This window comes from Hominenteromicrobium mulieris (assembly GCF_046197855.1).
GTDB lineage: Bacteria > Bacillota > Clostridia > Oscillospirales > Acutalibacteraceae > Hominenteromicrobium > Hominenteromicrobium mulieris.
The window spans coordinates 620,132-645,887 of the sequence record NZ_CP173188.1 but is presented as its reverse complement, the minus strand read 5'-3'; the positions used below and the strand labels follow the sequence as shown (position 1 = coordinate 645,887).

At 54.4% G+C, this 25,756-nt stretch carries 23 protein-coding genes, 1 tRNA gene and 3 pseudogenes; 17 read left to right on the top strand and 10 right to left on the bottom strand.

The annotated features are described in order from the left end of the window. Positions 1–6: 6 nt before the first annotated feature. Positions 7–1,095 (bottom strand): FAD:protein FMN transferase, encoded by a 1,089-nt coding sequence (locus ACI0CA_RS03095; protein ID WP_308449327.1) that lies wholly within the window; start codon positions 1,093–1,095, stop codon positions 7–9. A gap of 102 nt (positions 1,096–1,197) precedes the next feature. On the opposite strand from ACI0CA_RS03095, the gene ACI0CA_RS03090 reads away from it, so the two are divergent. Next, positions 1,198–1,734, top strand: a complete 537-nt coding sequence (locus tag ACI0CA_RS03090; protein WP_308449328.1) for an SLOG family protein — start codon at positions 1,198–1,200, stop codon at positions 1,732–1,734. Between the two features lie 240 nt (positions 1,735–1,974). Next, positions 1,975–2,481, top strand: a complete 507-nt coding sequence (locus ACI0CA_RS03085; protein ID WP_308449329.1) for a Gx transporter family protein — start codon at positions 1,975–1,977, stop codon at positions 2,479–2,481. Positions 2,482–2,744: 263 nt separating this feature from the next. Here ACI0CA_RS03085 and ACI0CA_RS03080 read toward each other — a convergent pair whose 3' ends face one another. Both ACI0CA_RS03080 and ACI0CA_RS03075 read right to left on the bottom strand, forming a co-directional pair. Further along, positions 2,745–4,046 carry a 2-hydroxyglutaryl-CoA dehydratase gene (locus ACI0CA_RS03080; RefSeq protein ID WP_349201650.1) on the bottom strand — a complete coding sequence of 434 codons (1,302 nt, stop codon included), beginning with the start codon at positions 4,044–4,046 and terminating at the stop codon, positions 2,745–2,747. Between the two features lie 15 nt (positions 4,047–4,061). Next, positions 4,062–7,007 (bottom strand): acyl-CoA dehydratase activase, encoded by a 2,946-nt coding sequence (locus tag ACI0CA_RS03075; RefSeq protein ID WP_417073351.1) that lies wholly within the window; start codon positions 7,005–7,007, stop codon positions 4,062–4,064. 311 nt (positions 7,008–7,318) lie between these two features. Between ACI0CA_RS03075 and ACI0CA_RS03070 the strand changes: the two genes are divergently transcribed. Continuing rightward, positions 7,319–8,314 (top strand): hypothetical protein, encoded by a 996-nt coding sequence (locus tag ACI0CA_RS03070; protein ID WP_176820933.1) that lies wholly within the window; start codon positions 7,319–7,321, stop codon positions 8,312–8,314. Between the two features lie 355 nt (positions 8,315–8,669). Then, positions 8,670–9,386: an MBL fold metallo-hydrolase gene (locus tag ACI0CA_RS03065; RefSeq protein WP_395507172.1), complete on the top strand. Its 717-nt coding sequence runs from the start codon at positions 8,670–8,672 to the stop codon at positions 9,384–9,386. Between the two features lie 50 nt (positions 9,387–9,436). Here ACI0CA_RS03065 and ACI0CA_RS03060 read toward each other — a convergent pair whose 3' ends face one another. From ACI0CA_RS03060 to ACI0CA_RS03035, 6 genes are all read right to left on the bottom strand, one after another. Beyond that, positions 9,437–10,318 carry a PHP domain-containing protein gene (locus ACI0CA_RS03060; protein WP_395507173.1) on the bottom strand — a complete coding sequence of 294 codons (882 nt, stop codon included), beginning with the start codon at positions 10,316–10,318 and terminating at the stop codon, positions 9,437–9,439. Between the two features lie 122 nt (positions 10,319–10,440). Next, entirely contained in the window at positions 10,441–11,010 is a 570-nt protein-coding gene (locus ACI0CA_RS03055; RefSeq protein WP_308449332.1) for an ECF transporter S component, read from the bottom strand. A gap of 222 nt (positions 11,011–11,232) precedes the next feature. Beyond that, entirely contained in the window at positions 11,233–11,943 is a 711-nt protein-coding gene (nagB, locus tag ACI0CA_RS03050; protein ID WP_412330908.1) for a glucosamine-6-phosphate deaminase, read from the bottom strand. Positions 11,944–12,102: 159 nt separating this feature from the next. Further along, positions 12,103–13,023: a DMT family transporter gene (locus tag ACI0CA_RS03045; protein ID WP_176820928.1), complete on the bottom strand. Its 921-nt coding sequence runs from the start codon at positions 13,021–13,023 to the stop codon at positions 12,103–12,105. A gap of 24 nt (positions 13,024–13,047) precedes the next feature. Continuing rightward, positions 13,048–14,409, bottom strand: a complete 1,362-nt coding sequence (locus tag ACI0CA_RS03040; protein ID WP_308449335.1) for an MATE family efflux transporter — start codon at positions 14,407–14,409, stop codon at positions 13,048–13,050. 139 nt (positions 14,410–14,548) lie between these two features. After that, the gene (locus ACI0CA_RS03035; protein ID WP_418931772.1) at positions 14,549–15,835 is read right to left on the bottom strand and encodes a peptidoglycan-binding protein; all 1,287 of its coding nucleotides are present in this window, start codon (positions 15,833–15,835) and stop codon (positions 14,549–14,551) included. Positions 15,836–16,250: 415 nt separating this feature from the next. Here ACI0CA_RS03035 and ACI0CA_RS03030 point away from each other — a divergent pair. Further along, positions 16,251–16,338: transfer RNA gene (locus ACI0CA_RS03030), tRNA-Ser, on the top strand. Positions 16,339–16,429: 91 nt separating this feature from the next. On the opposite strand, the pseudogene ACI0CA_RS03025 reads toward ACI0CA_RS03030, so the two are convergent. Beyond that, positions 16,430–16,651, bottom strand: a pseudogene (locus ACI0CA_RS03025) (tyrosine-type recombinase/integrase); the annotation flags it as partial. Between the two features lie 261 nt (positions 16,652–16,912). On the opposite strand from ACI0CA_RS03025, the gene ACI0CA_RS03020 reads away from it, so the two are divergent. From ACI0CA_RS03020 to ACI0CA_RS02965, 12 genes and pseudogenes are all read left to right on the top strand, one after another. Next, a complete protein-coding gene (locus ACI0CA_RS03020) occupies positions 16,913–17,827 on the top strand; it encodes a ParB/RepB/Spo0J family partition protein (RefSeq protein ID WP_308449337.1) in 915 nt (304 codons plus the stop codon). A gap of 51 nt (positions 17,828–17,878) precedes the next feature. Then, the gene (locus tag ACI0CA_RS03015; protein WP_116705169.1) at positions 17,879–18,493 is read left to right on the top strand and encodes a hypothetical protein; all 615 of its coding nucleotides are present in this window, start codon (positions 17,879–17,881) and stop codon (positions 18,491–18,493) included. Next, the gene (locus tag ACI0CA_RS03010; RefSeq protein ID WP_021633188.1) at positions 18,483–18,746 is read left to right on the top strand and encodes a DUF5720 family protein; all 264 of its coding nucleotides are present in this window, start codon (positions 18,483–18,485) and stop codon (positions 18,744–18,746) included. The genes ACI0CA_RS03015 and ACI0CA_RS03010 overlap by 11 nt, the downstream gene beginning before the upstream one ends. A gap of 19 nt (positions 18,747–18,765) precedes the next feature. Then, on the top strand, positions 18,766–19,269 hold the full coding sequence (locus tag ACI0CA_RS03005; protein ID WP_120151310.1) for a hypothetical protein: 504 nt from the start codon (positions 18,766–18,768) through the stop codon (positions 19,267–19,269). A 34-nt stretch (positions 19,270–19,303) separates the two neighbouring features. Further along, the gene (locus ACI0CA_RS03000; RefSeq protein ID WP_308449338.1) at positions 19,304–20,086 is read left to right on the top strand and encodes a phosphoadenosine phosphosulfate reductase family protein; all 783 of its coding nucleotides are present in this window, start codon (positions 19,304–19,306) and stop codon (positions 20,084–20,086) included. A 27-nt stretch (positions 20,087–20,113) separates the two neighbouring features. Beyond that, entirely contained in the window at positions 20,114–20,950 is an 837-nt protein-coding gene (locus tag ACI0CA_RS02995; protein ID WP_055270785.1) for a DUF6017 domain-containing protein, read from the top strand. A gap of 48 nt (positions 20,951–20,998) precedes the next feature. Then, positions 20,999–21,346, top strand: a complete 348-nt coding sequence (locus ACI0CA_RS02990) for a DUF7768 domain-containing protein (protein WP_044927052.1) — start codon at positions 20,999–21,001, stop codon at positions 21,344–21,346. Between the two features lie 82 nt (positions 21,347–21,428). Then, on the top strand, positions 21,429–21,905 hold the full coding sequence (locus ACI0CA_RS02985) for a PcfB family protein (protein ID WP_446806561.1): 477 nt from the start codon (positions 21,429–21,431) through the stop codon (positions 21,903–21,905). Next, complete coding sequence (locus tag ACI0CA_RS02980; protein ID WP_308449340.1) at positions 21,902–23,689, top strand: VirD4-like conjugal transfer protein, CD1115 family; 1,788 nt, start codon at positions 21,902–21,904, stop codon at positions 23,687–23,689. Before ACI0CA_RS02985 ends, ACI0CA_RS02980 begins: the two co-directional genes overlap by 4 nt. A gap of 94 nt (positions 23,690–23,783) precedes the next feature. Beyond that, positions 23,784–23,912, top strand: a pseudogene (locus tag ACI0CA_RS02975) (Maff2 family mobile element protein); the annotation flags it as partial. Positions 23,913–24,697: 785 nt separating this feature from the next. Beyond that, a pseudogene (locus tag ACI0CA_RS02970) lies at positions 24,698–24,796 on the top strand (Maff2 family mobile element protein); the annotation flags it as partial. 79 nt (positions 24,797–24,875) lie between these two features. Further along, positions 24,876–25,745 carry a VirB6/TrbL-like conjugal transfer protein, CD1112 family gene (locus ACI0CA_RS02965; RefSeq protein WP_446806562.1) on the top strand — a complete coding sequence of 290 codons (870 nt, stop codon included), beginning with the start codon at positions 24,876–24,878 and terminating at the stop codon, positions 25,743–25,745. Positions 25,746–25,756: the final 11 nt, after the last annotated feature.

Here is a 25,756-nt window from a genome sequence, read left to right as displayed (position 1 = left end):
CCTCTTTCAGGAAACAAGCGTGTAATCGCGGCTTGTAAGTGTAAAGCGGTCTTTCAGTCCGTCCGTCACCGTGATGTTGTTGTCTGAATTGATGAAAATACCTTCGGCATCGAATTCTTCCAGCAGCTTCATGCCGTCTTCTCTGCCGAGCACAAAGCACGCTGTGGAAAGCGCATCGGAAAGCACGCCGCTTTTCGCGACGACCGTCACGGAAACAAGGCCGCTTTCTGCCGGGTAGCCCGTTTTCGGATCGAGCAGATGGTGGTATAAAACGTCGTCCTGCTCAAAGTATTTTTCGTAGCTGCCGGAGGTGGAGACAAAGCCCTCCGCCAGCGTTACCGAACCGAGAGAGCCGTCACCGTTCGGGTCGCGCACCGCCACGCTCCACGGCTTGCCGGAGCTTTTTTCGCCGTATACGCCCACGCTGCCGCCGACCGCGATGATAGCCGCTTTTGCGCCCGCTTCTTCGTAGGCTCTGACTGCCGCGTCACACGCCGCACCTTTGCCGACCGAACCGAGGTCCACCGCCATGCCGAGATTTTTCAAAGACGCCGTCTGCTCCGTTTCGTCTATGCGCAGCAAAGAGTGATTCACATACGGCAGTAAGGATGTGATGAGGTCACTGTCCGGCACTTCGTTCAATTCGTCATCAAAGTCCCATAAGCGCGAGATCGGCGCAATGGTCACATCGAATGCGCCGCCGCTTTTTTCCGAAACCGACTGCGCCTGCGTTAAAATGTTCAGCGTTTCATCACTCAGCGTCACCCAGTCCTTGCCCGCGTTGTTATTCAGCTTCTGAATATCGCTGTTCTCCACACGCCAAGAGATTTTCTGCTCCAGCGCTTCCACCGCGTCCGCCGCTTTCACGGCCGCGTCCTCGCGGTTTTCGCCGTAAACGGTTTGCTGCACGTAGCTGCCCATGGCGTAGGTCGTCACCTCGTACCGTTCTTCTTCGCGGTCCAAAAGCGGAAACAGCGCCAAGACAACGATCACCAAAAACAAAACTGCAACAAAAATCAGCGTCAGATGTTTCGCTTCCTTTTCCGTAATCGTTTTAAAAGAAAAACGCGCCGGGCGCTTTACGTTTGCTTTCATAAAGACGAAATTCCTTCCGTTTGAGTTTCGGAACAATTTTAGCACAGATTGGTTTTAAAGTCCACCGTACATCTTTACAGCGGTATGAAAAAGCTGTAAACTATGAGTATCAAACGAAAAGGAGGCTGTGCCATGCGGAAAAATGCCTGCTGCTTTACAGGACACCGAGAAATTCCGCCCGAAGACCGGGAACCGCTCCGCGCGGCGCTGCTCTCCGAAATTCAAAGATTATATGCAGAAAAAGGCGTGACGGAGTTTTACACCGGCGGCGCAAGAGGATTTGACACCATGGCGGCGGAAGCCGTCTTGAAAATTCGCGAAGCTCTGCCCGTGCGGCTGCACCTCATTTTGCCGTGCAAAGGGCAAAGCGACCGCTGGCATTTTGCGGAAAAGCGCCGCTACCGTGAAATTTTAAATCAGGCCGATACTGCGGAATTCCTTTTTGAACGGTATACGCCGGACTGTATGCTGCGGCGTGACGACGCCATGGTAGCGCGCAGCGGCTACTGCGTCTGCTATCTGCGCGACCCTGCCGCCAAACGCGGCGGCACCGCTTATACCGTAAGAAGAGCGAAAAAAGAGGGCCTTGAGATCATCCACTTGATCCCCGTAGAAGTTGAACAGCTCACACTGCTGTGATGTGAAACAAGACGAATAAAGTTTTCGTCGACCTTTTTCAAAAGGTCGTGAGGTCTCGGGGCAACGCCCTAAGTCGCCATTCGCAAATGGCGAAATCTTTTTGCCTACTTCAAAATCAGGAGGATAGGCTAAACTGTCCAGTGGACAGTTTAGCCGCAAGGGACCCAATTAGGGGGTCCCTTGAAAGGGCGAGCCAACGCGAGCCTTAGAAAAAAACACCTCAAAATCGAAAGGACATCCATGAAGAAAAAAGCAGAGCACATCGCGCTCATCGGACTATTGGGTGCACTGGCACTGGTGCTGGGAATCCTCGAAAATCTCCTGCCCCCGCTGCCGGGCATGCCGCCGGGCGCAAAAGCCGGGCTTTCAAACCTTGTCACCATGTTCGCCGCCGGCGCTATCGGCCTGCCCGCGGCGCTGTTCATTGCGGCAATCAAGGGTCTGTTTGCGTTTTTGACGCGCGGTGTTTCCGCCGGGCTGATGAGCCTTTGCGGCGGACTTTTGAGCACGCTCATCATGGGCATACTGTGGAAAAAAACAAAATTCACGCCGGTCTTCATCGGTGTCTGCGGTGCGTTCGGGCACAACCTCGCACAGCTGCTCGTCGCGTTATGGATGACCGGCTTCGGCGCGCTGGGGTATATTCCCGCGCTCGTGCTGTATTCGGTCGTCTGCGGCATCTGCACCGGGCTTTTGCTGCAGGTTTTACTCCCGCTGTTGGAGAAGCTACCGGTTTTGAGGAAATAATTTTATGATAAACTTATTTTCTAAGGGTTCGCGTGCGAACCCTTTAGGAAATCCATGCAACTGGGTTCACTACGTCTGAACAGTCCTCGTTTTTCGTTAGGCAAAAAGATTTCGCGCTCTGCGGAGCGCGCCTCTGAGCTTTGCCCCGAGACCCCATAAACTTTCTGAAGAAAGTTTAATCAAAGACTTTTAACCGCCGTTTCACGTCGTCTATCAAAAAAACGCCTATCCTCGCAAAAAGGACAGGCGTTTTTCAGCTTATGTTATTCTTCCGCTTTCGGAGCGTTCTCTTTTTCGGCCTGCTCCATGTTTTCCTTTGCAACCGCCAGCATCAGCTTGATACGGTTCTCCTGGTTGACCTTCGTCGCGCCCGGATCGTAATCAATCGGCACAATATTCGACTTCGGGTACAGGTTTTTCAGGCTGCGGATCATGCCCTTGCCGACGATGTGGTTCGGCAGGCAGCCGAACGGCTGTGCACAGATGATATTCGGGTAGCCGCTTTCAATAAGCTCCATCATTTCCGCGGTCAAGAGCCAACCCTCGCCCATCTTGCAGCCGTAGCCGATGACGCCTGTGATGAGCTTTTTGAGGTGCGCATACGAGGACGGCACAGTGAAGCGGTTAGAAACAGTGTTCGCGTGCTCCACGGCGCGGATAACGTGGCTTTCGATGCCGACGAGGTAGTCAAAGAGGATCTTCACAACCCCAAACTTCGCCTTGCTGCCGCCGAAAAGCTTAATATCTTCCATGCGGTTATCGACTTTAAACAGCATGAAGCCAAGCAGACCCGGCACCATCGTTTCGCAGTTCTGGCTGAACAGGAACTCTTCCAGATCGTTGTTGCCGATGGGCGAATACTTGACGTAAATTTCGCCGACAACACCAACGCGCACTTTCTTTTCGCCGGTCACAGGCACGTTCGCAAAATCCTCCGCGATCTGCGGCAGGATCGTCTCCATCTCCTTTGCGGAGTAGCCCTTTTCCTTTGCGAACATATCGGTCAGCTTTTTCGTCCAATCGTCCACAAGCTTCCGGCTCGCGCCCGCCTCTTTCTCATACGGTCTCGTCTGGTTGTGCAGCAGCATCAAAAGGTCGCCGTACGCAAGCACGCCCAGCGCCTTGCGGATCATCGGCAGCGTCAGCTTGAAGCCGCTGTTTTTCTCGAGTCCGGACATATTGAGCGAAATGACCGGAATATACGAAAGGCCGTCTTTTTCCAGCGCCTTTCTCAAAAGGTGAATGTAGTTCGAAGCACGGCAGCCGCCGCCCGTCTGGGTGATGATGAGCGCCGTTTTATGCAGATCATATTTGCCGCTGTGCAGCGCGTCCATCATCTGGCCGATGGTGAGCAGCGCCGGGTAGCAGGTATCGTTGTGGACATATTTCAGACCCTCATCCACAATCTGACGGCCGCGCGTCTGGAGAATCTCCACGTTGTAGCCGTAAGAAGCGAACAGGTTTTCAAATAAACGGAAATGGATGGGCGCCATGTTCGGTGCAAGGATCGTATAACCCTCTTTTTTCATTTCCTTTGTAAATTCAACGCGATCGGTAAAAGCCATATTCGTGCGCCTCCCTTACTGTAAATCCAGCGCCGCAAACAGGCTGCGGAGACGAATACGCACCGCGCCGAGGTTTGTGATCTCGTCGATCTTGAGCTGGGTGTAGATTTTGCCGCCGTCGTGCAGAATGCCGCGCACCTCGTCGGTCGTGATGGCGTCCACGCCGCAACCAAACGAGACAAGCTGAATGAGGTTCACGCGCTTATCCGCACGGTCTACAACGTACTTTGCAGCCGCGTACAGACGGGAGTGATACGTCCACTGGTTGAGGACCTTCGTCGGGAATTTCTTCTCCTTGCACGCAACGGCGTCTTCCGTCACAACAACCGCGCCGCAGTCGCAGATGAGGCTGTCAATGCCGTGGTTGATCTCCGGGTCCACATGATACGGACGACCGGCCAGCACGATAACGGGCTTATGCTGTTCTTCGGCGAGCGCGAGGAATTTGTCGCCGATGGCACGCACGGCGCGCATGTAGAGGTCATACTCCGCGTACGCCGCGTCGGATGCTTTCTTCACGTCTTTTTTCGTGAACGTACCGTTCGGGAAGTGGCGGCGTAAAATCTCGTACATCTTGCCGGGGAAGTCGTGTCTGCGGTGCAGGCCAACGTAATCGCCGATGAAGACGGTGTCCTTTAATTTCTGGATATTGGAGGAGATGACCTCCGGGTAATAGGCGACGACCGGGCAATTATAGTGGTTGTCACCGAGGTTTTCGTCAAAGTTATACGTCATGCAGGGGTAGAACACCGCGTCCACGCCCTCGTCAAGCAGCGCTTCCACGTGGCCGTGCATCAGCTTTGCCGGGAAGCACGCCGTATCGGACGGAATGGTGTGCTGACCCTTTAAATAAAGCTGGCGGTTCGACGCCGGTGACGTTTTCACATCGTAGCCGAGCGTTGTGAAGAACTTATACCAGAACGGCAAAAGCTCGTACATGTTGAGGCCCATCGGAATGCCGATGACCGGCTTGCCCGTGTCTTTGTATGTATAGCGCGCGAGCAGCTTGCGCTTTTCTTCAAACATGTTGTACTGCGCTTCGGTGGATTTCACGCCCGTCACCGGCTTTTCACAGCGGTTGCCGCTGATGAACTTGCGTCCGCCGGAAAAGGTGTTCACCGTCAACTTGCAGCTGTTGGAGCAGCCGCGGCAGGTGATGGCCTTTACGCTGTGGGTGAATTCTTCGAGCGCTTCCTTGCTCAAAAGCGTCGAAAGCTCCGTCGCCTTACCCGCAGCCTGTGCTTTTTCGTGCGCATACAGTGCAGCACCGTATGCGCCCATCAGGCCCGCAATGGTCGGACGGATGACATCGTGGCCGATCTCCTGCTCAAACGCGCGCAGCACGGCGTCATTCAGGAACGTACCGCCCTGCACGACGATCTCCCGGCCGATTGCTTTGGAATCGACCGCACGGATAACTTTATACAGCGCGTTCTTGACAACGCTGATGGAAAGACCCGCGGAGATGTTCTCCACCGTTGCGCCGTCCTTCTGCGCCTGCTTCACGGAGGAGTTCATGAACACCGTACAGCGGGAGCCGAGGTCGACCGGGCGATCCGCAAACAGACCGAGTTTTGCAAAATCTTCAATGGAGTAACCCAGCGCACCCGCAAACGTCTGGAGGAACGAGCCGCAGCCGGAGGAACAAGCCTCGTTGAGGAAAATATCGTCGATGACGCCGTTTTCGACCTTGAAGCACTTGATGTCCTGACCGCCGATGTCGATGATGAAATCGACCTTCGGGTTGAACGCGCGCGCCGCGTAGAAGTGCGCCATCGTCTCTACGATGCCGTAATCGACGGAAAACGCGTTTTTGATGATGTCTTCGCCGTAGCCGGTCGCCGCGCAGGCGCAGATCTTCGCCTGCGGGAAACGCGTGTAAACTTCAAGCAGGAATTCGCGCATCAGCGGGACAGGGTTGCCGCTGTTCGACATATAGCGCGAACAAACAATATTGCCGTCCTTATCCGTCACAACGGCTTTAACGGTCGTGGAGCCCGCATCGATGCCGATATAAACCGGCTCGCCGTCCTCCAGTGTGTCGCGCACCTTAACGCCGGCGTTAAGGTGGCGCTTTGTGAATGCTTCGTAATCCGCCTTGTCCTTAAAAAGCGGCGGGCAGGCGCGGTATTCTTCCTTTGCCGTGTAATGCGCAATGCGGTTGATGATCTCCGCAAGCGTCGTCTCATTGCCGTCCGCCGCAAACGCCGCACCCAACGCGACGAAATACAGCGAATTTTCCGGGCAGATGCCCGTAATGCCGAGCGTCTTATCAAACGCCACGCGCAGCTCGCTTAAAAACGTCATCGGGCCGCCGAGGTATACGACCTTGCCCGCGATTTCTCTGCCCTGCGCAAGACCCGCAACGGTCTGGTTCACAACGGCGTAGAGAATGCTTGCCGCCACGTCTTTTTTCTGCGCGCCCTGATTTAAAAGCGGCTGAATATCGCTCTTTGCGAACACGCCGCAGCGGGAAGCAATGGTATAGATCTTCTCATGCTCTTTCGAAAGTGTGTTGAGCGCATCCGGGGTGATGTTCAAAAGCGTCGCCATCTGGTCGATGAACGCGCCGGTGCCGCCCGCGCAGGAGCCGTTCATACGCACCTCAAGGCCGGAGGCGTTATTGCCGTCCGTAAGGAACAAAATCTTCGCGTCCTCGCCGCCAAGCTCGATGACCGCATCCGTACCCGGCACAAGGCGGTTCACCGCAATGCGCGTCGCGTATACCTCCTGCACGAACTGAATGTCACTGCGCTCTGCAAGGCCCATACCGGCCGAGCCGGAAATGCTCAAAAGCACCTTTTCTTTCGGAAACTGCTCTGCCACTTCACGCAGCATCTCAACGGATTTCTCCACGATGCGCGAAAGATGACGCTCATATTTTTTGAAAAGCACCTCGTTCTGCTCGTTCAGAACAACGCACTTTAAGGTCGTGGAACCAACGTCCAAACCGATTCTCATCATGTTGATTCATCCTTTCTGCGGTACCCTTTCCGCATCGTATACCGGTACCGCATAAATGCCGCCTGTTTCGGCAGCTCTTACATATCCGCAAAATTACCCAAATATACTTTTAATGATACCACAGGCGCGCGCGCAATTCAATACGCAGCACCGCGGCGAGATTGTAAAAAATTCGTGACATAGCGCGGTTTTTCTTGTGTGGGAAAGCCATTTTCCGCACGGGTTTTCCACTTTTTGTTTTGTCCGCGGCGACTATTTTAACGGCTTTTCGCATATAACTCACCGATGAGAAATGAGGAGGGTTTCCTATGTCAAACGGCAAAAGAAGGTATTTTCCGGGCGCCAACACCGGGCGCGGATTCATCGGGCATTTTGAGGGCATCGTGCCGCCGTGGAGCGAGCCGCACTACACCTACGTTTTAAAGGGCGGCCCCGGGGTAGGAAAAAGCACATTGATGAAAAAATGCGCCGCCATCGCACGGGCAAACGGGTTTACCGTCGAAGAATTTCGCTGCGCAAGCGACCCCGAAAGCTTTGACGCCGTGCGTATCCCGCAGCGGCGGCTCGTCTTACTGGACGGCACCGCGCCGCACACCATAGACCCCGCCATGCCGGGGATCGACGGCGAAACGCTGGATCTCGGACGGTTTTTGCACAAAGAGGTCTTCAAACGCCGCCGCGAAGAGCTTTTTGTCCTTGCAGAAGAAAACCGCGCGCACTACAAAAACGCGTTCGCGTGCCTTTCCGCCGCAGGCAGCCTGCGCCGTGCCGCCGTAAGTGAAGCCGCAAGGTCTGCCGACCTTACCATGATCCGCACATTTTTAAAAGAGGGTTTCACACTGCCGAAGGAGGGCACACCGCGCACACTATTTTTAACGAGCCCCACGCCCGCCGGCGTTGCGGATTTCCGGGAAGCACAGGATGCCGAAAACACCGTGTACCTGCCCGGCGTTTTGGGCGCGGTGTTCTTAAACGAAGCCATGAAGCTCGTGCAGAATACGCAGACTGAAATTTTCCTGCATCCGCTCACGCCGGAAGCACCGCAGTGCGTGCGCATCGGCGACACCATGCTGTGTGCCGCGGACGATACCCGCAGCACATTAAACGAGTTCCTTTTGAGCCCGCTTTCGGACTTCATCCCGTTCGCCATGCAGGAGGCCGAGACCTTGACTGCGCAGGCCGTGGAGGAGCTCAGGCTCTGCAAGCGCACACATGACGCGATTGAAACCATCTACCGCCCGTTCGTCGACTACGACCATGTAGAGCGAGAAACGAACCGTCTGCTGGAAACCCTAAAGCTGTGATAGACAAAAACGAAAGCGAAAATCTGTGAATTCGGCGCATTGCAGTCGATACATAAACGTGTTAAACTGAACACAGCGAAGCGACGCAAAAGTTTTTGATCGACCATTTTTCAAATGAAGGTCAAACCGAACCCATGGTTCGGTCGTGAAATCCAAAGGCAACGCCTTTGGTCGAACTCCGCAGAGTTCGAAACTCTTTTGCCTACCTAAAAATCAGGATGGGAGCTTTAACAGTCCAGCGGACTGTTAAAGTGTGGGAGACCAAATTAGGGGGTCTTCCAAAGAATTTGCAGTGCAAATTCTTGAAAATCTCAGAAAGCACTAAAAGTATTGAAAAGAAAGGAATTTAAACTCTATGCAGATCACTTTTCTCGGCGCAAGCCACGGCGTGCCGGAGGCGAATCGCCGCTGCTCCTGCACCTTGATCGAAACGAACGGCCGATATTATTTCATCGATATGGGCGTCAACGCCATCGATGCCCTGCGCACACGCGGCATCGAGGTGGAGGACGTCAAGGGCATCTTCATCACGCATATGCACGGCGACCATACAAACGGGCTCATCTCATTCGTCGACCTTATCAGCTGGTATTTTAAAACCGCCGACCCCGAAATCTGCCTGCCGAACTTGGAGGGCGTTGAGGCCATCCGTGCATGGCTCAAAGCGAATCACTGCGAAATGCGCGACCTGCGCTTTAAAAAGATCACGGACGGCACAATCTTCGACGACGGATATTTAAAAGTCACCGCCATTCCCACGCAGCATTGCCCGGATTCCCATGCTTTTTTCGTGGAAGCCGAGGGCAAAGCCGTGCTGTTCACGGGCGACTTAAAGCATCCCAACGTCGATTTTCCAAAAATCGCCAAGGAAAAGCCGACCGAATTTATCATCTGCGAAGCCGCACACTTCCCGGCGACCGATTACGCGCCCGTTTTGGCCGCCTGTCCCACAAAGCAGGTGCTCGTCAACCACTACGCGCCGTGGAATATCCCGAACGTCATGCAGCTTGCGGAAACGCTCGCTCCGCTGCCCGTCAAATTTGTGAACGACGGCATGCAAATCACGCTTTAAATTCATACGCAAAAAGGTCTGCTCCGCTTTGGTGAGCAGACCTTTTCCTTTTACTTTTTGTTGACGGGATAAATACCCGACCAGCCGCAGTTGCCGTCTTTGTCTTTCAGCTCCACGCGCACGAACGTGTCCGTAGGCTGCACTTTATACGTCGCTTCGGTCACATTTTCGCCTACCGTCGCGCGGTCGCCCGCCCAAACGGTATCGGTGAAGAACACGACCTCCTGCACCGGCGAGGTATGCACCGTGACCGTGCCATTTTCAATTTCAACGCGGAAATTCGGCCCCTGCGTTGCGTAGAAGCGGTTTGCACGGATAGCCGCCAAAACACCCTCGCGCGTCAATTCATCCGCCTGCACCATGATGTACGAACGCGTCTCGTCGCCCGTGTAGTGATGCGCATCGTCCGCCGCCATGCACGGCAAATAGTGCCCCAAAAGCGCCATTTCGTCGAAAAACACACCGGAATACGGACGGCAGTTCCACGGCAGGCCCGAAGTGGTGTTGTAAATCTCGCACCCGTCAATGCCGTACAGCTTCACGACCTCCGAAGCGCGATCCAGCGACCATGCGGGGTGCGCCAAGATTGCAATGCCGTTCACGTTATGGATTTCATCGATGATCTTCTGCGCGGAAAGCCCCGGCGCGCGTTTTGTAAGCGCAGGCGCTTTCTCCATGCCGATACCAACGATGTGGTAAATGCCCTCCTGCACGGTACTGCCCACGTCGAACTCCGTGCCGTTTAAGAGGAGAAAATTTTCCTCTTGCCGCCCCTCACCGTGGAACCAGTGGTCGGTCAGCGCAAGGAAATCATAGCCTTTTGATTTGTATAATGCAATCGTTTCTTCCGGCGCATACGCGCCGTCCGAGTTCGTTGTATGGGTGTGCAGATTGCCCTTATACCAAATTTTGCCGAACGCATCCGTAAACATAGTCTTTCCCCCATCCTGCTTTTCGTCTCTTTGGGATTATCATAGCACGATGGCGAGGTGAGTGCAAGCTTTGTGCATGAAAAAAAGGCGGCAATGCCGCCCTTTCAGGGAACCTATAGTGCTTATGCTTTTTCCGCGCTCGGTGCTTCTATCAGCTTTGCTTTCTGCAAGGCGACGACGACAGCCGGGACCAGAATAAGCTGCACCACGATGCCCGGGATTGCGTTTAAGAGTGCGCCGGAAATGAATGCCGCAAATGTGAACGCGCCCGCATCTGCCGCAATGCCGCTGAGGATCACCTTCACGATACCCCAGACGATTCTGCCCGCGACCATAGCGATCAAAAGGCTGCCGTACAGCGTGCCGACAGTCTGCTTTTTGAACACCTTGCGGTACATGATGCCGCTTACAAGGCCGTATGTCAGCAGCTCAAACGCCATAGCGATGGCGACGTAGAACGGCGGCATGCCGAACATCACCATGCGCAGCAGCGGGGCGATAAAGCCCACAACCGCGCCCACCGGGCCGCCGCATACGAAGCCTGCAAGCAAAATCGGCAGGTGCATCGGACACAGCATTGCGCCGATCTGCGGGATATGCCCGGTGAAGAACGGCAGTACTAACGCAAGCGCCAGAAAAAGTGCACCGAGCACAAGATTTTTAACGGAAAATTTGCTGTTTGTACGGTTCATTGAAATACCCTCCCAGATACAAAAAGACCACGAAGCATTCCGCCCATACCGAGCGAAAAGACCTTCGTGGTCTATTTTTTTAAGTGGCTTTAAAATACTTTCAAACGGCGTTTCGCCGCGCGGTCTTTTGACCGTTACCGCTTCCTGCGGCTTTGCTGTCTACATCATAGCATAAGTTAACCTTAAAGTCAACTACCAAATTTCAATTTTACCGAAACGGAATTACTTTTCCGCGCTAAGGATAACCGTAACGTCCGGGTGCAGCTGCAAAACGGAAGCCGGCACCTTCGGCGTAACCTTGCCGAAGCAAGCCTTTTCGACGATCTCCGCCTTATCCGGGCCTGCGATGAGAAGAATCTTCTTCGCCTTCATAATGGTGCCGATGCCCATGGTGATGGCCTGCGTCGGCACATCCTCGCGGCGCTCGAACAAACGGGAGTTCGCGTTGATGGTGCTCTCCGTCAGCTGTACGGTGTGCACTGTCGCCGGGAAGTTGTCCGTCGGCTCGTTAAAGCCGATATGCCCATTGTGGCCGATGCCGAGCAACTGCAGATCGATGCCGCCGAGAGACTGAATAAAGCTCTCATAGCGCACAGCCTCCTCTTCAAGGTCACCTGCGTGGCCGTTCGGCACATGTGTGTTCGCCTTGTCGATATTCACGTGGTCAAAGAGGTGGTCGTTCATGAAATAGCGGTAGCTGTTCGGGTTCGTATCGTCCAGACCGCAGTATTCGTCGAGGTTTACGGTGCGCACTTCGGAAAAGTCCAGTATGCCGTCCTCATAGCTCTTTACAAGATCTTTGTAGGCGCCAATCGGCGAAGAGCCTGTTGCAAGGCCCAGCACGCAGTTCGGCTTCAAAAGCACCTGGCCGCCGATGATGCCGGCTGCAATGGCGCTCATTTCTTCATAGGTTTTCGTTTTGATAATGCGCATTTGAATATTCATCCTTTCAATACAATAAAGCGCCGGCCTTATGCCGTGCGCGTTTTTACCCAAAGAGGTTCTACCTACAACTATACCATAAAATTTACAAAAGTAAAGGCATTCCCGCAGAAAACCGCGAAACGGTTCCCGGAAATGCCCCAATTTACTTTATGCCGTCTTATTCACCGCTTTTTCCTTTTTCAGCGCCTCAAGCGGAATCTGCGCCAAAATGACCGCCGCAAACACCAAAACGCAGCCCAAAAGCTCGCGTCCGTTCATGCTTTGGCCGAGGACCAGCCAGCCGGAAAGCGCCGCAAACACAGATTCAAGGCTCATGATAAGGGACGCCACCGCAGGCGGGGTATCCTTCTGCCCCAAGATTTGCAGCGTGTACCCCACGCCGCTCGACATCAGGCCCGTGAAAAGCAGCGGCCCTGCACTTTTTAAAATATCCGCAAGCGTGAATGTCTCCGTAAACAGCGCCGCTGCCGTGCAAAGAATGCCGCAGACAAGAAACTGCACGCACGAAAGCGCCACGCCGTTCACCATCGGTGAGAAATGGTCGATGATGAGGATATGTACGGAAAAGCCCAGCGCACACAAAATGACAAGCAGGTCGCCCGGCGCGATGGTGAAGCCCTCCTGCACGCTCAACAAATACGTGCCCGCCGCTGCAATAACAACACTCACCCAAACCGTTGCGGGCACGCGTTTTTTGAGGAACAAACCGAGTATCGGCACAATCACGATGTAAAGCGCCGTCAGAAACCCGGCCTTGCCCACTGTCGTAAAGCTGATGCCGAACTGCTGCAAATTAGAGGCCACGGCAAGTGCCGAGCCGCACAGCACGCCGCCCACCCACAGGGTCTTGCGGCTCTGCTTTCTCTCTTCGTCCGTCTGCGTTTTTTTCGGCGCTTTGCGCTGCATAAACAGCAGCACGGGCAAAAGCGCCAGCGCGGCAATGAAATTGCGTACGCCGTTAAACGCAAACGGACCCAAATGGTCCATGCCGAGACTCTGCGCTACAAACGCCGTACCCCAAATAAGGGCGGTGATCGTCAGGAGCAAGGCTCCGCGAAATTGCTTCATGAAAATTCCCTTCAAGTCGTAGTTTTACACTTCGTTCGTCTCGCGCGTCAGGTTCTTCATCCAGTTATACCGGTTGATCTTCACCACGGCAACGAAGCATTTTAAGATCTGGTCGCATTTGAGGCACGCAAAAACCACCCAAGGCGGCGCACCGAGGTAAGACGCGATAATGGCAGACGGCAGCACCACAAGGAACACGAAGATCGTGTCGTTGCGGAAGACAAACGAAATGTCGCCGCCGGATTTAACAAGGCCGAACAGGCACGCCGCCTGATAGCACGTGCCGATAATCGTAACGGAAATGACATTGATGAACTCACGCGCATACGCCACGGCCGCGTCGCTCGCGCCGTACAGCCCGATGAACGGGTCGCGCAGGAAGTGCACCGCAATGCCGGAAAGAATGCCGAGGCCGAGGAAAATGACCTGCGTCGTGCGGGCATACTCGCGAATTTTTTCCATACGTCCGGAGCCGACCGTCTTGCCGGTGATAATGCCCACCGCGCTCGAAAGGCCGTTCATTGCAATGTACATCATGTTGTGCAACATATTCGCGATGCTCACCGCCGCAATGACGCCCGCGTCATAACGGCCGAGAATCATCGTCTGCCCCAGCATGTTCACCGACCATACGACCTGCCCTCCCATGATAGGCAGACCGTAGCGCAGGAAATCGCGCGTCAATTCGCCGCCGCGCTTTAAGAGGTCGGCAAAGCGAAGCTTCAGTTTTTTATCGACGCAGCGCACGTAAACGACCATCACAGCCGCTTCAATGATGCGCGAAAACAGCGTAGCCACCGCCGCACCGGTCACACCGAGCGCCGGGAAGCCAAGCTTACCGAAAATCAAAATATAGTTGCAGATGACGTTCACAATGAGCGTCACAAATGACACGTAAAGACCGATCTTCGCCGTCTCCACCGCGCGCATCGTCGCCACCATCACCTGCGAAATGCAGAAGAAAATGTACGAAAGGCTCACCACGCGCACGTAAACCGTGCCCGATTCAATGACCGAAGCATCACTCGTGAACAGGGATACGATCTGCGACGGCAATAAAAACGCCGTCACCGTAATGACCAAACCGATGAGCAAAGCAAACCGCACACCGATAGCCGCAATGCGGCGGATGCTTTTTGTATCGCGTTTACCCCAATACTGCGCAGCCAAAATAAGGATAGCACCCTCAATGCCGCCGATGAACATTTGCAGCAGCGTCTGCAGCTGGCTGCCCACATACACACCGGAAATCGCACTGTCGCCGAGCGTGCCGATCATCACGTTATCTGCAAGGCCGACCGCAAAGGTTACGGCGTTCTGCAGCGCAATCGGTATCGCGAGCGTGACGAGCGTTTTGTAAAAGCTCTTGTCTCTTGTGAAAAACATGTTTCCTCCCCCGGAGCTTGCGCCCCAAACTCAATACAATAGCGCGCAAAAGCGCATCTTGCTTCTGATTATAAAAAAAAGCGGAGAAAAAGTCAATACAAAAAAGGGCGGCAAAGCCGCCCTTTCAAGCTCTCAAATTTTACGCATCTTCGTGTGTTGTCACGGTGCCCTCCGCCGTGCTCGTTTTCGATTCCGGCTCCGGCGTCGCCGTGGCTTCCGCACCGTCTGCGGCTTTTGCCTCCGCGGAATAGAGCACCGTCAGCGTCTCGGCATCTGCTTCGCCGGTCGCCGTAAGCCCGTTCGCTTTCTGGAACGCCTTTACGGCCTCCATCGTCACTTCGCCATACATGCCGGTGTATTCCACCGTCAGATAGCCAAGCTCCGCTAAGCGCTGCTGCATCGCGAACACATCGTCGCCCTCCGTGCCGGATTTGATCGCCGTGTATTCCGGCGCGGGTGAGGGGCTCGCCGTCGCTTCCGTTTCCGAAAGCTCGGAATCCAGCTCCAGCGCAGCGGAGTTTTCCTCCGTCAATTCGGGGTATGCAAGGCCCATCATGTCGATGCACGCGTTACACACCGTCTTGCCCTGCCAATTCATATAATTTGGGTCGACGGCGTAAACACGGCCGTTTTTTACCGCCGAAAGATTCGCATACTGCGCGTCCTGCATGATCTGCCCGCGCACATCTTCTGAGCAGAAAATCATCGTCGGGTCGCTCAATCGCAAATCGTCAAACGTAAACGTGCCGCCCGTAAGGCCCTTAAAAATGTTCGTCAGACCGATATACGACATCATCACGCTGCCAAGCTCATCGCCCGTCACCGCAGATCCGTTTACATCCGAAATATAGCACGCCGTCACCACGGTGTTGCTCTCCGGTGCCAAGCGCGAAAGGTCGTCGAGCGAGGAGAAGATCTTCTGCGCTGCCTTCACGCCCACATTATAGCCCGTAGAGCCGCCGTTCAAAGCCGTGCCCACCTGCGCGTACAGGCGTTCAAAATCCTCGCGGTTTTTCGCACGCGTCAAAAGGAGCACCGTAATGCCCGCGTTTTCAAGCGTCTGCTTTTCGCTGTCGTCCATCGTCTCCGCCAAAACGAGATCCACACCTGCAGAGATCACACTCTGCGCATCCGTTGCGGAAACCTTCGGCAGAACTTGTAAATCGGGCTGTGTGCAGTCGTCGCTTGCAAGCGATAAGCTCGTCTCGTACCCCATCGCCAGCACCACATCCGCTAAACTGCCGGAGAGTACCGCCACCTTCTGGGGTTTTGCGTTTAACGTCACTTCGTTCACGGTCACCGGGTATTCCTGCGAAACGGCACCTGATTCAATATTCGCCGGCTGCGAGCACGCCGTCGCGCTGAACGCCACCAAAACGCTCAAAACGACCGCCGCAGCGCAGCGCATCCATTTTTTCATATCCATAAGCATTCGCCGCAAAAGCGGCATCCTCACTTTCCGAGTCATATCCGCACAGCTTTAGCCGTGCGAAAACAAAAGGTCTAAACATCATAATACACAGTTATTGTAACCGCATTGCCCCGTATATGTCAACCTTTTTGCCAAAAAACGCTTGACTTTTTCTCTCAAAACCGATAAAATAGTATGCGCAAAGCGTGTTTTTCCATGCTTTAGCCGAATATGGAAACGTATCGAAGCGGTCATAGCGGGACTGACTCGAAATTTCGGCAGAAGCTGGGAATTTCGTCCCCCTGATTCTCCTTGATATTCCTCAACACAGAAAATCTCAAAATCGAATATTTTTTGCCGTCTCTCCTGTTTTCTCTCCAACGAATTTTTGAGCAAATTTCTGGAAAGAAAACCGGACGAAAATAGATACGGAGAGTTGTCCGAGTGGTCGAAGGTGCAGCACTCGAAATGCTGTAGACCGAAAGGTCTCTAGGGTTCGAATCCCTAACTCTCCGCCACAAAAAGCCTGTAAACAAGCCCGTTTACAGGCTTTTTAATTTTTGCCTAAAGGGCAAAGCCCGCACGATTTTCGGTTTTCAAGGGAGAAAATCAGCTGTTCTCCCCGGCACTGATCGAACTCCAGCGGCTGCTGAAGTCGCCGCCCTCCGGCAGAGCAAGCCCTGTCTCCATCGCCTGCGCCGAAGTGATCTTGGACTTGTAATCCAAGTGGGCGTAGATGTTCGCCGTGGTGGTAAAGTCGCTGTGCCCCAACCACTCCTGAATGTGTTTGAGGGGGACGCCGTTGGCCAGCAGCAAGCTGGCACAGCTGTGCCCTTACGGTATAATTACGACAAACCGGAAAAGCCCCGTATATCAAGGGTTTTCGGTTATCTGGCAAGGTTTTTCATCCTTTTCCAAACCGAAAAATCGAGCCGCGAAGTAGTTATATCGTAGGGGGTGTTATAGTAACGACAAAAATAAAATACCGTTTGGGCAGGCTGTCAGCCCGTCCAAGAAATCAGGACATTTCCTCTGAAAAGAAGAAATGTCCTTTTTTTGTACCCAAAATCAGATGCCGACAGGAGGAACACAATGCCTGAAAAAACAGTGCAGAAGGAACCGGACAAAAAGCCCGTGCCATCCAAAAAGCCGAAACCGCAGCAGGAAGTAGTCGTTCAGATTCCGCTCTCCGAACTGCATCCGTTCCCGGATCATCCCTTTCAGGTGCGGGAGGATGCGTCCATGCAGGAAACCGCCGAAAGCGTCAAGGAGTACGGCGTCCTCGTCCCCGCGCTGGCGCGGCCACGGGAGGACGGCGGCTATGAGCTGATCGCAGGCCACCGCCGTAAACACGCCTGTGAGCTGGCGGGACTGACCACAATGCCCGTCATTGTCCGCAACATCGACCGGGACGCTGCCACCATCATCATGGTGGACAGCAATCTCCAGCGAGAAAACATTCTTCCCTCCGAACGCGCCAAAGCCTACAAGATGAAGATGGAGGCCATCAAGCGGCAGGGCGCACGGACGGATCTGACTTCGCCGAAAATTTCGGCGAAGTTCCGCAGCGATGATGAAGTTGGGCAGGAAGCCGGTGTGAGCGGTGACACCATTCGCAACTACATTGCCCTGACGCAGTTAGTCCCGGAGCTTCAGCAGATGGTGGATGAGAAGAAAATCGCCCTCAGTCCTGCCTACCAGATTGCGGCGCTGACGCCCAAGGAGCAGGGCTTGCTTCTGGAAACCATCGACAGCGAACAGGCCACCCCCTCGCTCTCTCAGGCGCAGCGGATGAAAAAGCTCAGTCAGAGCGGCGAGCTGAACGAGGACACCATGCTTTCGATTATGATGGAACAGAAGAAACCGGAGAAAAACGACATCACGCTCTCCGGTGAAAAGCTCCGCAAATACTTCCCGCGTTCCTATACCCCGTTCCAGATTGAGAACACCATCTTCAAATTACTGGACGCATGGCAGAAAAAGCGCCAGCGCGATCAGAGCCGATGAGCGGACAAGCAGTTTGTTTGTCCGCTATTTTCATGCCAAAAGGAGGCACCCATGTATATCAACACATTCAAATATACCCCCAAGGATGTGAGCTGCCAGCTCTGTACTGAGTATGTGAAAAAGCTGGGCTGTACCGCCCTGCGCTGCCCGTGGCTGGCCGAGCGCATCGAGGCCGGTGTGGTCGGCTACCGCGAGGCAGTCTTAGAGACATTTCCCCATGAACGCCGCCTGTTCCAGCGCCTGAACCTGCTGATCAAGCATTATCCCGGAAGCCTTTGGAGCAATGAGCAGCATGAGCGCCGAATGCAGTATCAATGCGCCGTGCAGGGCTACCGCCGCCGCAGGGATACCAACGCCTATTATGCGGCCATGTACCTGCTGACCTCTAATGACGACATTTACCGCCGCACGGCAAACTGCTTCTGCAAGGACGGGATTGAGTTCGGCTATGCGGTGTTGAAAAACACCTCGCCGCACAACTACGCACTGTTCATGGCAGCGCGCGACCTCTGCGACAAGACGGAGGCCGTCACGATGGCGGACTTGGCGGAACCGGAGGTCATTGACCCGGAGGCGCTGCGCCTGATCGTCAACGCCACTCTGATCGCCCGCTATGGGCTTGCCGCCTTTCAGATCAGAGCGCGAGGTGCCGAATATGAACGCTGATGATTTTGTCGGCGGTCACAGCATCCTTGCGCTGGAGCGCTTTATGGACGAAACCCGCCACATGATTATTTTTGATGTCCTGTCATGGAAATCTCCTGTGGGTGAAAAGGGCGAACGGCTGAGGTTGTTCCTCTCCGACGTGGGATATGCCAAGGCGCAGGCATCCGAGAGGCGCGGAGAAATCAAAATCCGCAAACACGCCGCCGTCATTGAGGGGCATATCCTTCCTGACCGGAAAAAGCGGCGTCACTAAAATGATTGGAGGAATTACCATGAGCAGAGTAACAGAGCTGGAAAAAGCGCTGACCACGCTGTTCCGCAAGGGTACGGAGGTCGGCTACACGGAAACGGAGATCGACGAGTTTCTGGAAAACATCGACTATCACGCCCTGTTGCAAGCCGTTTGGAACAAGGCTGAAACGGTCTATGCCTACCGCGCAGACGGCAAAAATGCGCTGAGTCTGGACTATCGCAGCACGGAGTTGTTCAAGCAGCGAGCGACGCTTCTCTATGAGGACGTGGGCGACAGTTATATCGGCGCGGTGTTTGCTGCCCGCTCGATGGAACTGTGGCTGCTGGAGGATATGGGCTTTGCCGTCGTTGCCAAATTCAGCGTGAACGCCGGAGAAGGTGAATACGTCACCGAGTACCGCGTCTACAAGGGCAGCGACTGGGCGGACAGCGAGATTTCTCTGGATTTGGAGGACTTGGTGGCCGAGCTTGCCGCCCTCTGCGATCCCTATTACGAACACGAGCAACCCATCTATGAGCTGTGATGTGGGAAAGGAGTGCAAACGGAGCGGCTTCCCCATGCGGGAAACCATTCAGAACACAAACGGCAAGCAGTTTCACGCCGTCAGCCTGTCCGGTGGCAAGGACAGTTCCGCCATGCTGCTTTTGATGATCGAACGAGGTATGCCCATCGACATGGTGCTGTCGGCAGACACCGGCATGGAGTTTCCCGAAATGTATGCGCACCTTGCCAAACTGGACGAGCATCTTTTCCGGGAGCGCGGCATCCATATCACCACGCTGCGGCATCCCAAGGGCTTTGAATACCTGATGTTCGATGAACCCAAGCAGAAGCCCCGCAGTCTGGAAAACCGTGCAAAGCTGGGCATCCCGCCCTACGGCAACGGCTGGCCGGGAATCCGCGTCCGCTGGTGTACCGGGCAGCTCAAAACGCACCTCATCACCAAGGAAGTCAACCGGCTCAAAGGCGAGCTGGGCGCGATCCACTATGTCGGTATCGCCGCCGATGAAGCGTGGCGCTGCAAGGATGAGCGGTATCCCCTCGTGGAATGGGGCATCACGGAGGCGCAGGCGCTCCAAGCCTGTTACGACCGTGGCTTTGACTTCGGCGGGCTATATGAGATTTACCACCGTGCGTCCTGCTGGTGCTGCCCGTTCCAGCGTATCGATGAGCTGCGGAAGCTGCGAAAGCATCACCCGGAGCTGTGGGAAAAGCTGCTGGAGCTGGATCGCCGTGCGCTGGCGCAGTTCGGCACCGGCCCGCTGGGACAGTTCAAGCAGAACTGGAGCGTAAAGCGGCTGGATACGCGGTTTGCCGAGGAGGACGGCCAAACAGGTTGACTGCCCTGCGGAAAGGATTGAAGCAATATGGCTGTATTTCGCGTTGAACGGACGCGGGATTACACGGTGATGTGCAACCATCACCTGAAAGACAGCAATCTTTCCCTGAAAGCCAAGGGGCTGCTCTCCATGATGCTCTCCCTCCCCGACGAGTGGAATTACACCACGCGGGGGCTGGCTGCGATCTGCAAGGAGGGCGTGGACGCCATCGGGAAAACGCTCAAGGAGCTGGAGCTGGCGGGCTACATCATCCGCCGTCAGCTTCGCGGCAAGGACGGGCGCATTTCCGACACGGAGTACACCATCTTTGAGAAGCCCCGAAAGCCCTCTCCACCGGATACGACTTTACCAGATACGGAAAACCCGTATCTGGATAACCCGGATACGGAGGCACCGGATACGGATAATCCCGCGCAATTAAATACTAAGAAATCTAATACTCAAAAATCAAATACTGATCTATCAAGCACTCATTCATTCTTTCTGCCTGCGGCGGACGGAATGACGGACGGATTTGAGAAAAAAGCGGAGATCAGAGAGCAAATCGAATATGACATTCTCTGTCAGCAGTATGACCGGATGCAGCTTGATGAGCTGGTGGAGATTATGCTGGAGGTTGCTATGAACCGCAGCCCCACAGTCAAGATCGGGCGGGATGCGGAGTATCCCACCGGCTTCGTGCAACAGCGCTTTGAAAAGATCACCTCCATGCACATCGAAAAGGTCATGGACGGTATCCGCGAGAACACCACCCGCGTCTGGAACACGAAAGCCTATCTCATGGCGGCGCTGTTCAATTCCGTTTCCACCATTGACAACCACTACGCCATGCTGGTCAATCACGATTTTCACGGCGGCCCCTAAAGGCCGCTTTTTTTCATGCCCGATTCCGGGAGAAAGGATTTGATACCGATGAAACGTCCCCTTGCCTACATCACCGCTCCGTGGAGCGAAAATGAGTTTGAGAACACCGAAAACGCCGCCAAGTATTGCAGGGCGGTCTATGATGCGGGCTTTTCGCCCGTCTGCCCCGCGCTGTTTCTGCCGCTGTTCCTGCGCGATGAGATTCCGCAGGAGCATAAGGACGGCATCGACATGGCACGGGAATATCTGCGCCGCGCTCGTGTGCTGGTGGTTTGCGGCAGCACCGTGGATGAAAGCGTGAAAAACGACATCGCCGTGGCCGAGCGCCTGCGGATCACCGCCACCACGCTGGACGGCATCCTGACCGTCAAGGGACAGGGGCGCAGAAATGAATAAGCATCTTCTGCACCGGCTGGTGGTTCCGCCTTAGTGTCCCGGCGTTCTCCCTGCAAATCGAAGGAAAGGAGCGTGATAAGTCATGCAGGAAGAAGTTGAACAGAGAATCGTATCCCTGATGATCTCCTGCGGAAAGCTGGGTGAACAGGAATTTCGCAAGGCCGTTGCCAAGCTGCTGGAGCAGCTAAAAAACGACCATCAGAAATATCAGCACGGCAAGGCCAACCCCCACGGGAAAATGACCGTCAAGCAGCTTGCCGCCAAGGATAAGGGATTGCAGAGCATTGAAGTCACCGATCAGAATATCGGCTCATTCAACCGGATCGCCCGGAAGTATGGCATTGACTTCGCTCCATTCAAGGTCAAGGGCGAAAAGCGGTACATGGTGTTCTTCAAAGCACCGGACGCCAACGCTATGACCGCCGCGTTCAAGGAATATACCGCCAAGCAGGTCAGAAAGGCGGAGCGCCCTTCGGTGCTGGAAAAGCTGCAACACTTCAAGTCGCTCATTCAGGCGGCTGTGGTGGACAGGACAAAGCGGAAGGAGCTGGAACGATGAAGCAAATAAACGTCAAAAAGCTCATTCTTCCCAACATTCCGTATGTGTTCATCGCGTTGCTGGCCACCAAGGTCAGCGAGGCGGTGCGGCTGGCTCCCGGTTCGGACGCTTCCACGAAGCTGCTGAACATTATGACCGGCCTGAACACGGCGTTCCACTCCCTTGTCCCCAGCTTTCACCCCATTGACCTGTGCGTGGGCGTTGCCGCCGCCATTGCCATTCGGCTGGCGGTCTATATCAAGGGCAAAAACGCAAAGAAATTTCGCAAAAATCTGGAGTACGGCAGCGCCCGTTGGGGAACCGCCGAGGACATCAAGCCCTACGTCAATCCCGCATTTGAGAACAACATCATTCTCACGCAGACGGAGCGGCTGACGATGAATAGCCGCCCCAAAGACCCGAAAACGGCGCGGAATAAAAATGTCCTGATCGTCGGCGGCAGCGGTTCGGGCAAGACCCGCTTTTGGTTGAAGCCCAATCTGCTGCAATGCACCTCAAAAACCTATCCCACCAGCTTTGTCGTCACCGATCCCAAAGGGGACATCGTGGTTTCCTGCGGCCATGCGCTGCAAAAGAACGGGTATCAGATCATGATTCTCAATTCCCTGAACTTCAAGAAGTCCATGCACTACAACCCGTTCGCCTACATCCACTCGGAAAAGGACATTTTGAAGCTGGTCACGACGCTGATCGCCAACACCAAGGGCGAGGGCAAAGCCGGTGACGATTTCTGGGTGAAAGCGGAAACGCTGCTCTACACCGCCCTCATTGGGTACATCCACTATGAAGCGCCGGTGGAGGAACAGAACTTCTCCACGCTCATTGAATTTATCAATGCGATGGAGGTGCGTGAGGACGATGAGGACTTCAAAAATCCGGTGGACTTGATGTTCGACGAGCTGAAAAAGCGCAAGCCAGACCACTTCGCCGTCCGCCAATATGCCAAATTCAAGCTAAGTGCCGGCAAGACCGCGAAAAGCATACTTATTTCCTGCGGCGCACGGCTTGCACCCTTTGACATTCAGGAGCTTCGGGAACTGACGGCCTATGACGAGCTGCAACTGGACACGCTGGGCGACCGGAAAACCGCCCTGTTCATCATCATGTCTGATACGGACGATACCTTTAACTTTCTCATTTCCATGTGCTATACCCAGCTATTCAACCTGTTGTGTGAAAAGGCCGACGATGTGTACGGCGGACGCTTGCCGGTTCATGTCCGCTGCCTGATCGACGAGGCCGCGAATATCGGGCAGATACCGAGGCTTGAGAAGCTGGTAGCGACAATCCGTTCCAGAGAAATCTCCTGCTGCCTTGTCTTACAGGCACAGAGCCAGCTCAAAGCCCTGTATAAAGACAGCGCGGATACGATCATCGGCAACATGGACTGTTCCATCTTTTTGGGTGGAAAGGAACCCGGTACGCTGAAAGAGCTGGCGGCGGCGCTGGGCAAGGAAACCATCGACAGCTATAACACCGGCGAGAGCCGTGGCCGCGAGGTTTCCCATTCGCTGAACTATCAGAAATTGGGCAAGGAGCTGATGAGCGTGGATGAGCTTGCCGTGCTGGATGGCGGCAAGTGCATCTTGCAGCTTCGCGGCGTCCGCCCGTTTCTGTCCAATAAATATGATCTCACCAAGCACCCCCTCTACCGCTGTACAGCGGATTATGACAAGAAATACGCCTTTGACATAGAGCGTTTTCTGTCCCATCGCCTCAAGCTCAAGCCGGATGATGCAGTTGAGGTGTATCAGGCAGACCTTTCCGGTGAACCTGTCGCCTGACGGCGGCAGCCTGCTTTGACAACGACTCGATGAAACTTCGTGGAAGAAATGTACCCTCCAAAATCTAAAAACATATTTTTCGGAGGTACTATTTATGGCTTTCTTTAATTCTGCTGTTGGTGTTCTTCAGACCCTCGTTGTGGCGCTGGGCGCTGGCCTCGGCATTTGGGGTGCGATCAATCTGCTGGAGGGCTACGGCAACGACAACCGTGCGATGCGTTCCTGACTGAAAAGGTCAGGCACAGGTCGAAGGACGAATGAAGTCCAAAACCTTGGAGAACTGATATTTCGATGGATGAAATGAGGGGGGTAACGCCCCGAAGCGTCCACACTAATACTCCGACTGGCATAGGTGCGCAACCGCCGATTGTCAGAAGCTCGGTGAAGTCGGCAGAGAGATGCCGTAGTTTTGGCTGCAAGGCTGAAATCGAAAGCTGTCCAGAGGTGGATAGCGCATCCTATATGCCGGGTGTCAGCCGCACATGGTTAGTATGTATGGAAATACTGACGAACTTCTGAATGTACAAGTCTAAACGTTGATACCATCGAAACGGTGGTACTCCTTATACGGAGGTATTCGTGGACAAGTAAAAATGGTTGTTATGAAAGTCCATGTGCCGTTACAGGCGGCACGATTCGCAAAGAATTGAATACAGGCTTAGAGGAAGAACCTAAATGCGGCCCATGATAGAAATATCGGAACGCAGGAATCTGAAAACATTTAGCCTGTTGCAAGGCTGCGAGATGGTGGATGGGAATACCTTCGTGAGAAGGCAATAACCATTCTTTGTTTCAGTGAAAGTAGTGGCGTAGTACCTATGAAGCCGTGAAAAAGTAAACGGTGGAGGAAAGGCCACAAGTCGAATTTGGCAAAAGAAGTACACACAAAGTGTCGCAAGCCCTGTATGACCAAATTCGATGGAACGCCGTGTGCGGTGAAAGCTGCACGCACGGTGTGGAGCCGGGGAAAAGCTGGAGATCATATCAAATGCTTACCTATGGCTATCTGGTGCTAAATCTCAGGGCATGAAGCAGCTGATGGCCGGTGGCGGGGTGGCTTTGATTGGCATTACCCTCGTGCCGCTGCTGTCCGGTCTGTTCGGCTAATCGGCAGCTCGTTTGCTTCCCGTAAATCCACGGAGGGTGCCGCTTTCGGGCGGCATCCTCCTGAAAGGAGGGCAACCCTATGGATTTCTTATGGGATAAGATCACGGAATGGCTGAAAGAAATGCTCATCGGCGGTATCGTGAGCAATCTGTCCGGGATGTTCGATGCGACCAATCAAAAGGTTGCCGAGATCTCCGGTCAGGTGGGCTTATCGCCGCAGGCATGGAACGGCAGCATTTTCGGCATGATACAAAACCTGTCGGAAACCGTGATCGTCCCCATCGCAGGCGCAATTCTCGCCTTTGTCATGACGCTGGAACTGATCCAGCTCATTACCGACAAAAATAACCTCAACGACATGGACACATGGATATTTTTCAAGTGGGCATTCAAGTCCGCTGCCGCTGTCCTGATCGTGACAAACACATGGACGATTGTGATGGGCGTGTTTGATGCCGCCCAAAGCGTCGTTGCCAGCGCCTCCGGGCTGATTATCGGCGACACCAGCATCAACATTTCAAGCGTCATGGTGGGTATCGAGGATCGGCTGATGGAAATGGAGTTGGGGCCGCTGTTCGGCCTGTGGTTCCAGTCGCTGTTCGTTGGCATTACCATGTGGGCGCTGACCATCTGCATTTTCATTATCACATTCGGAAGAATGATTGAAATATATCTCGTCACCTCTGTTGCCCCCATCCCAATGGCGACCATGATGGGCAAGGAATGGGGCGGCATGGGACAGAATTACATCCGTTCCCTGCTGGCGCTGGGCTTCCAAGCATTTCTCATCATCGTCTGCGTTGCCATCTACGCGGTTTTGGTGCAGAACATCGCGCTTGTGGATGACATCATCTACGCCATCTGGACTTGCATGGGCTACACGGTGCTGCTGTGCTTCTGCCTGTTCAAAACGAGCAGCCTTGCCAAGTCCGTGTTCAATGCGCATTAACGGGGGTGATA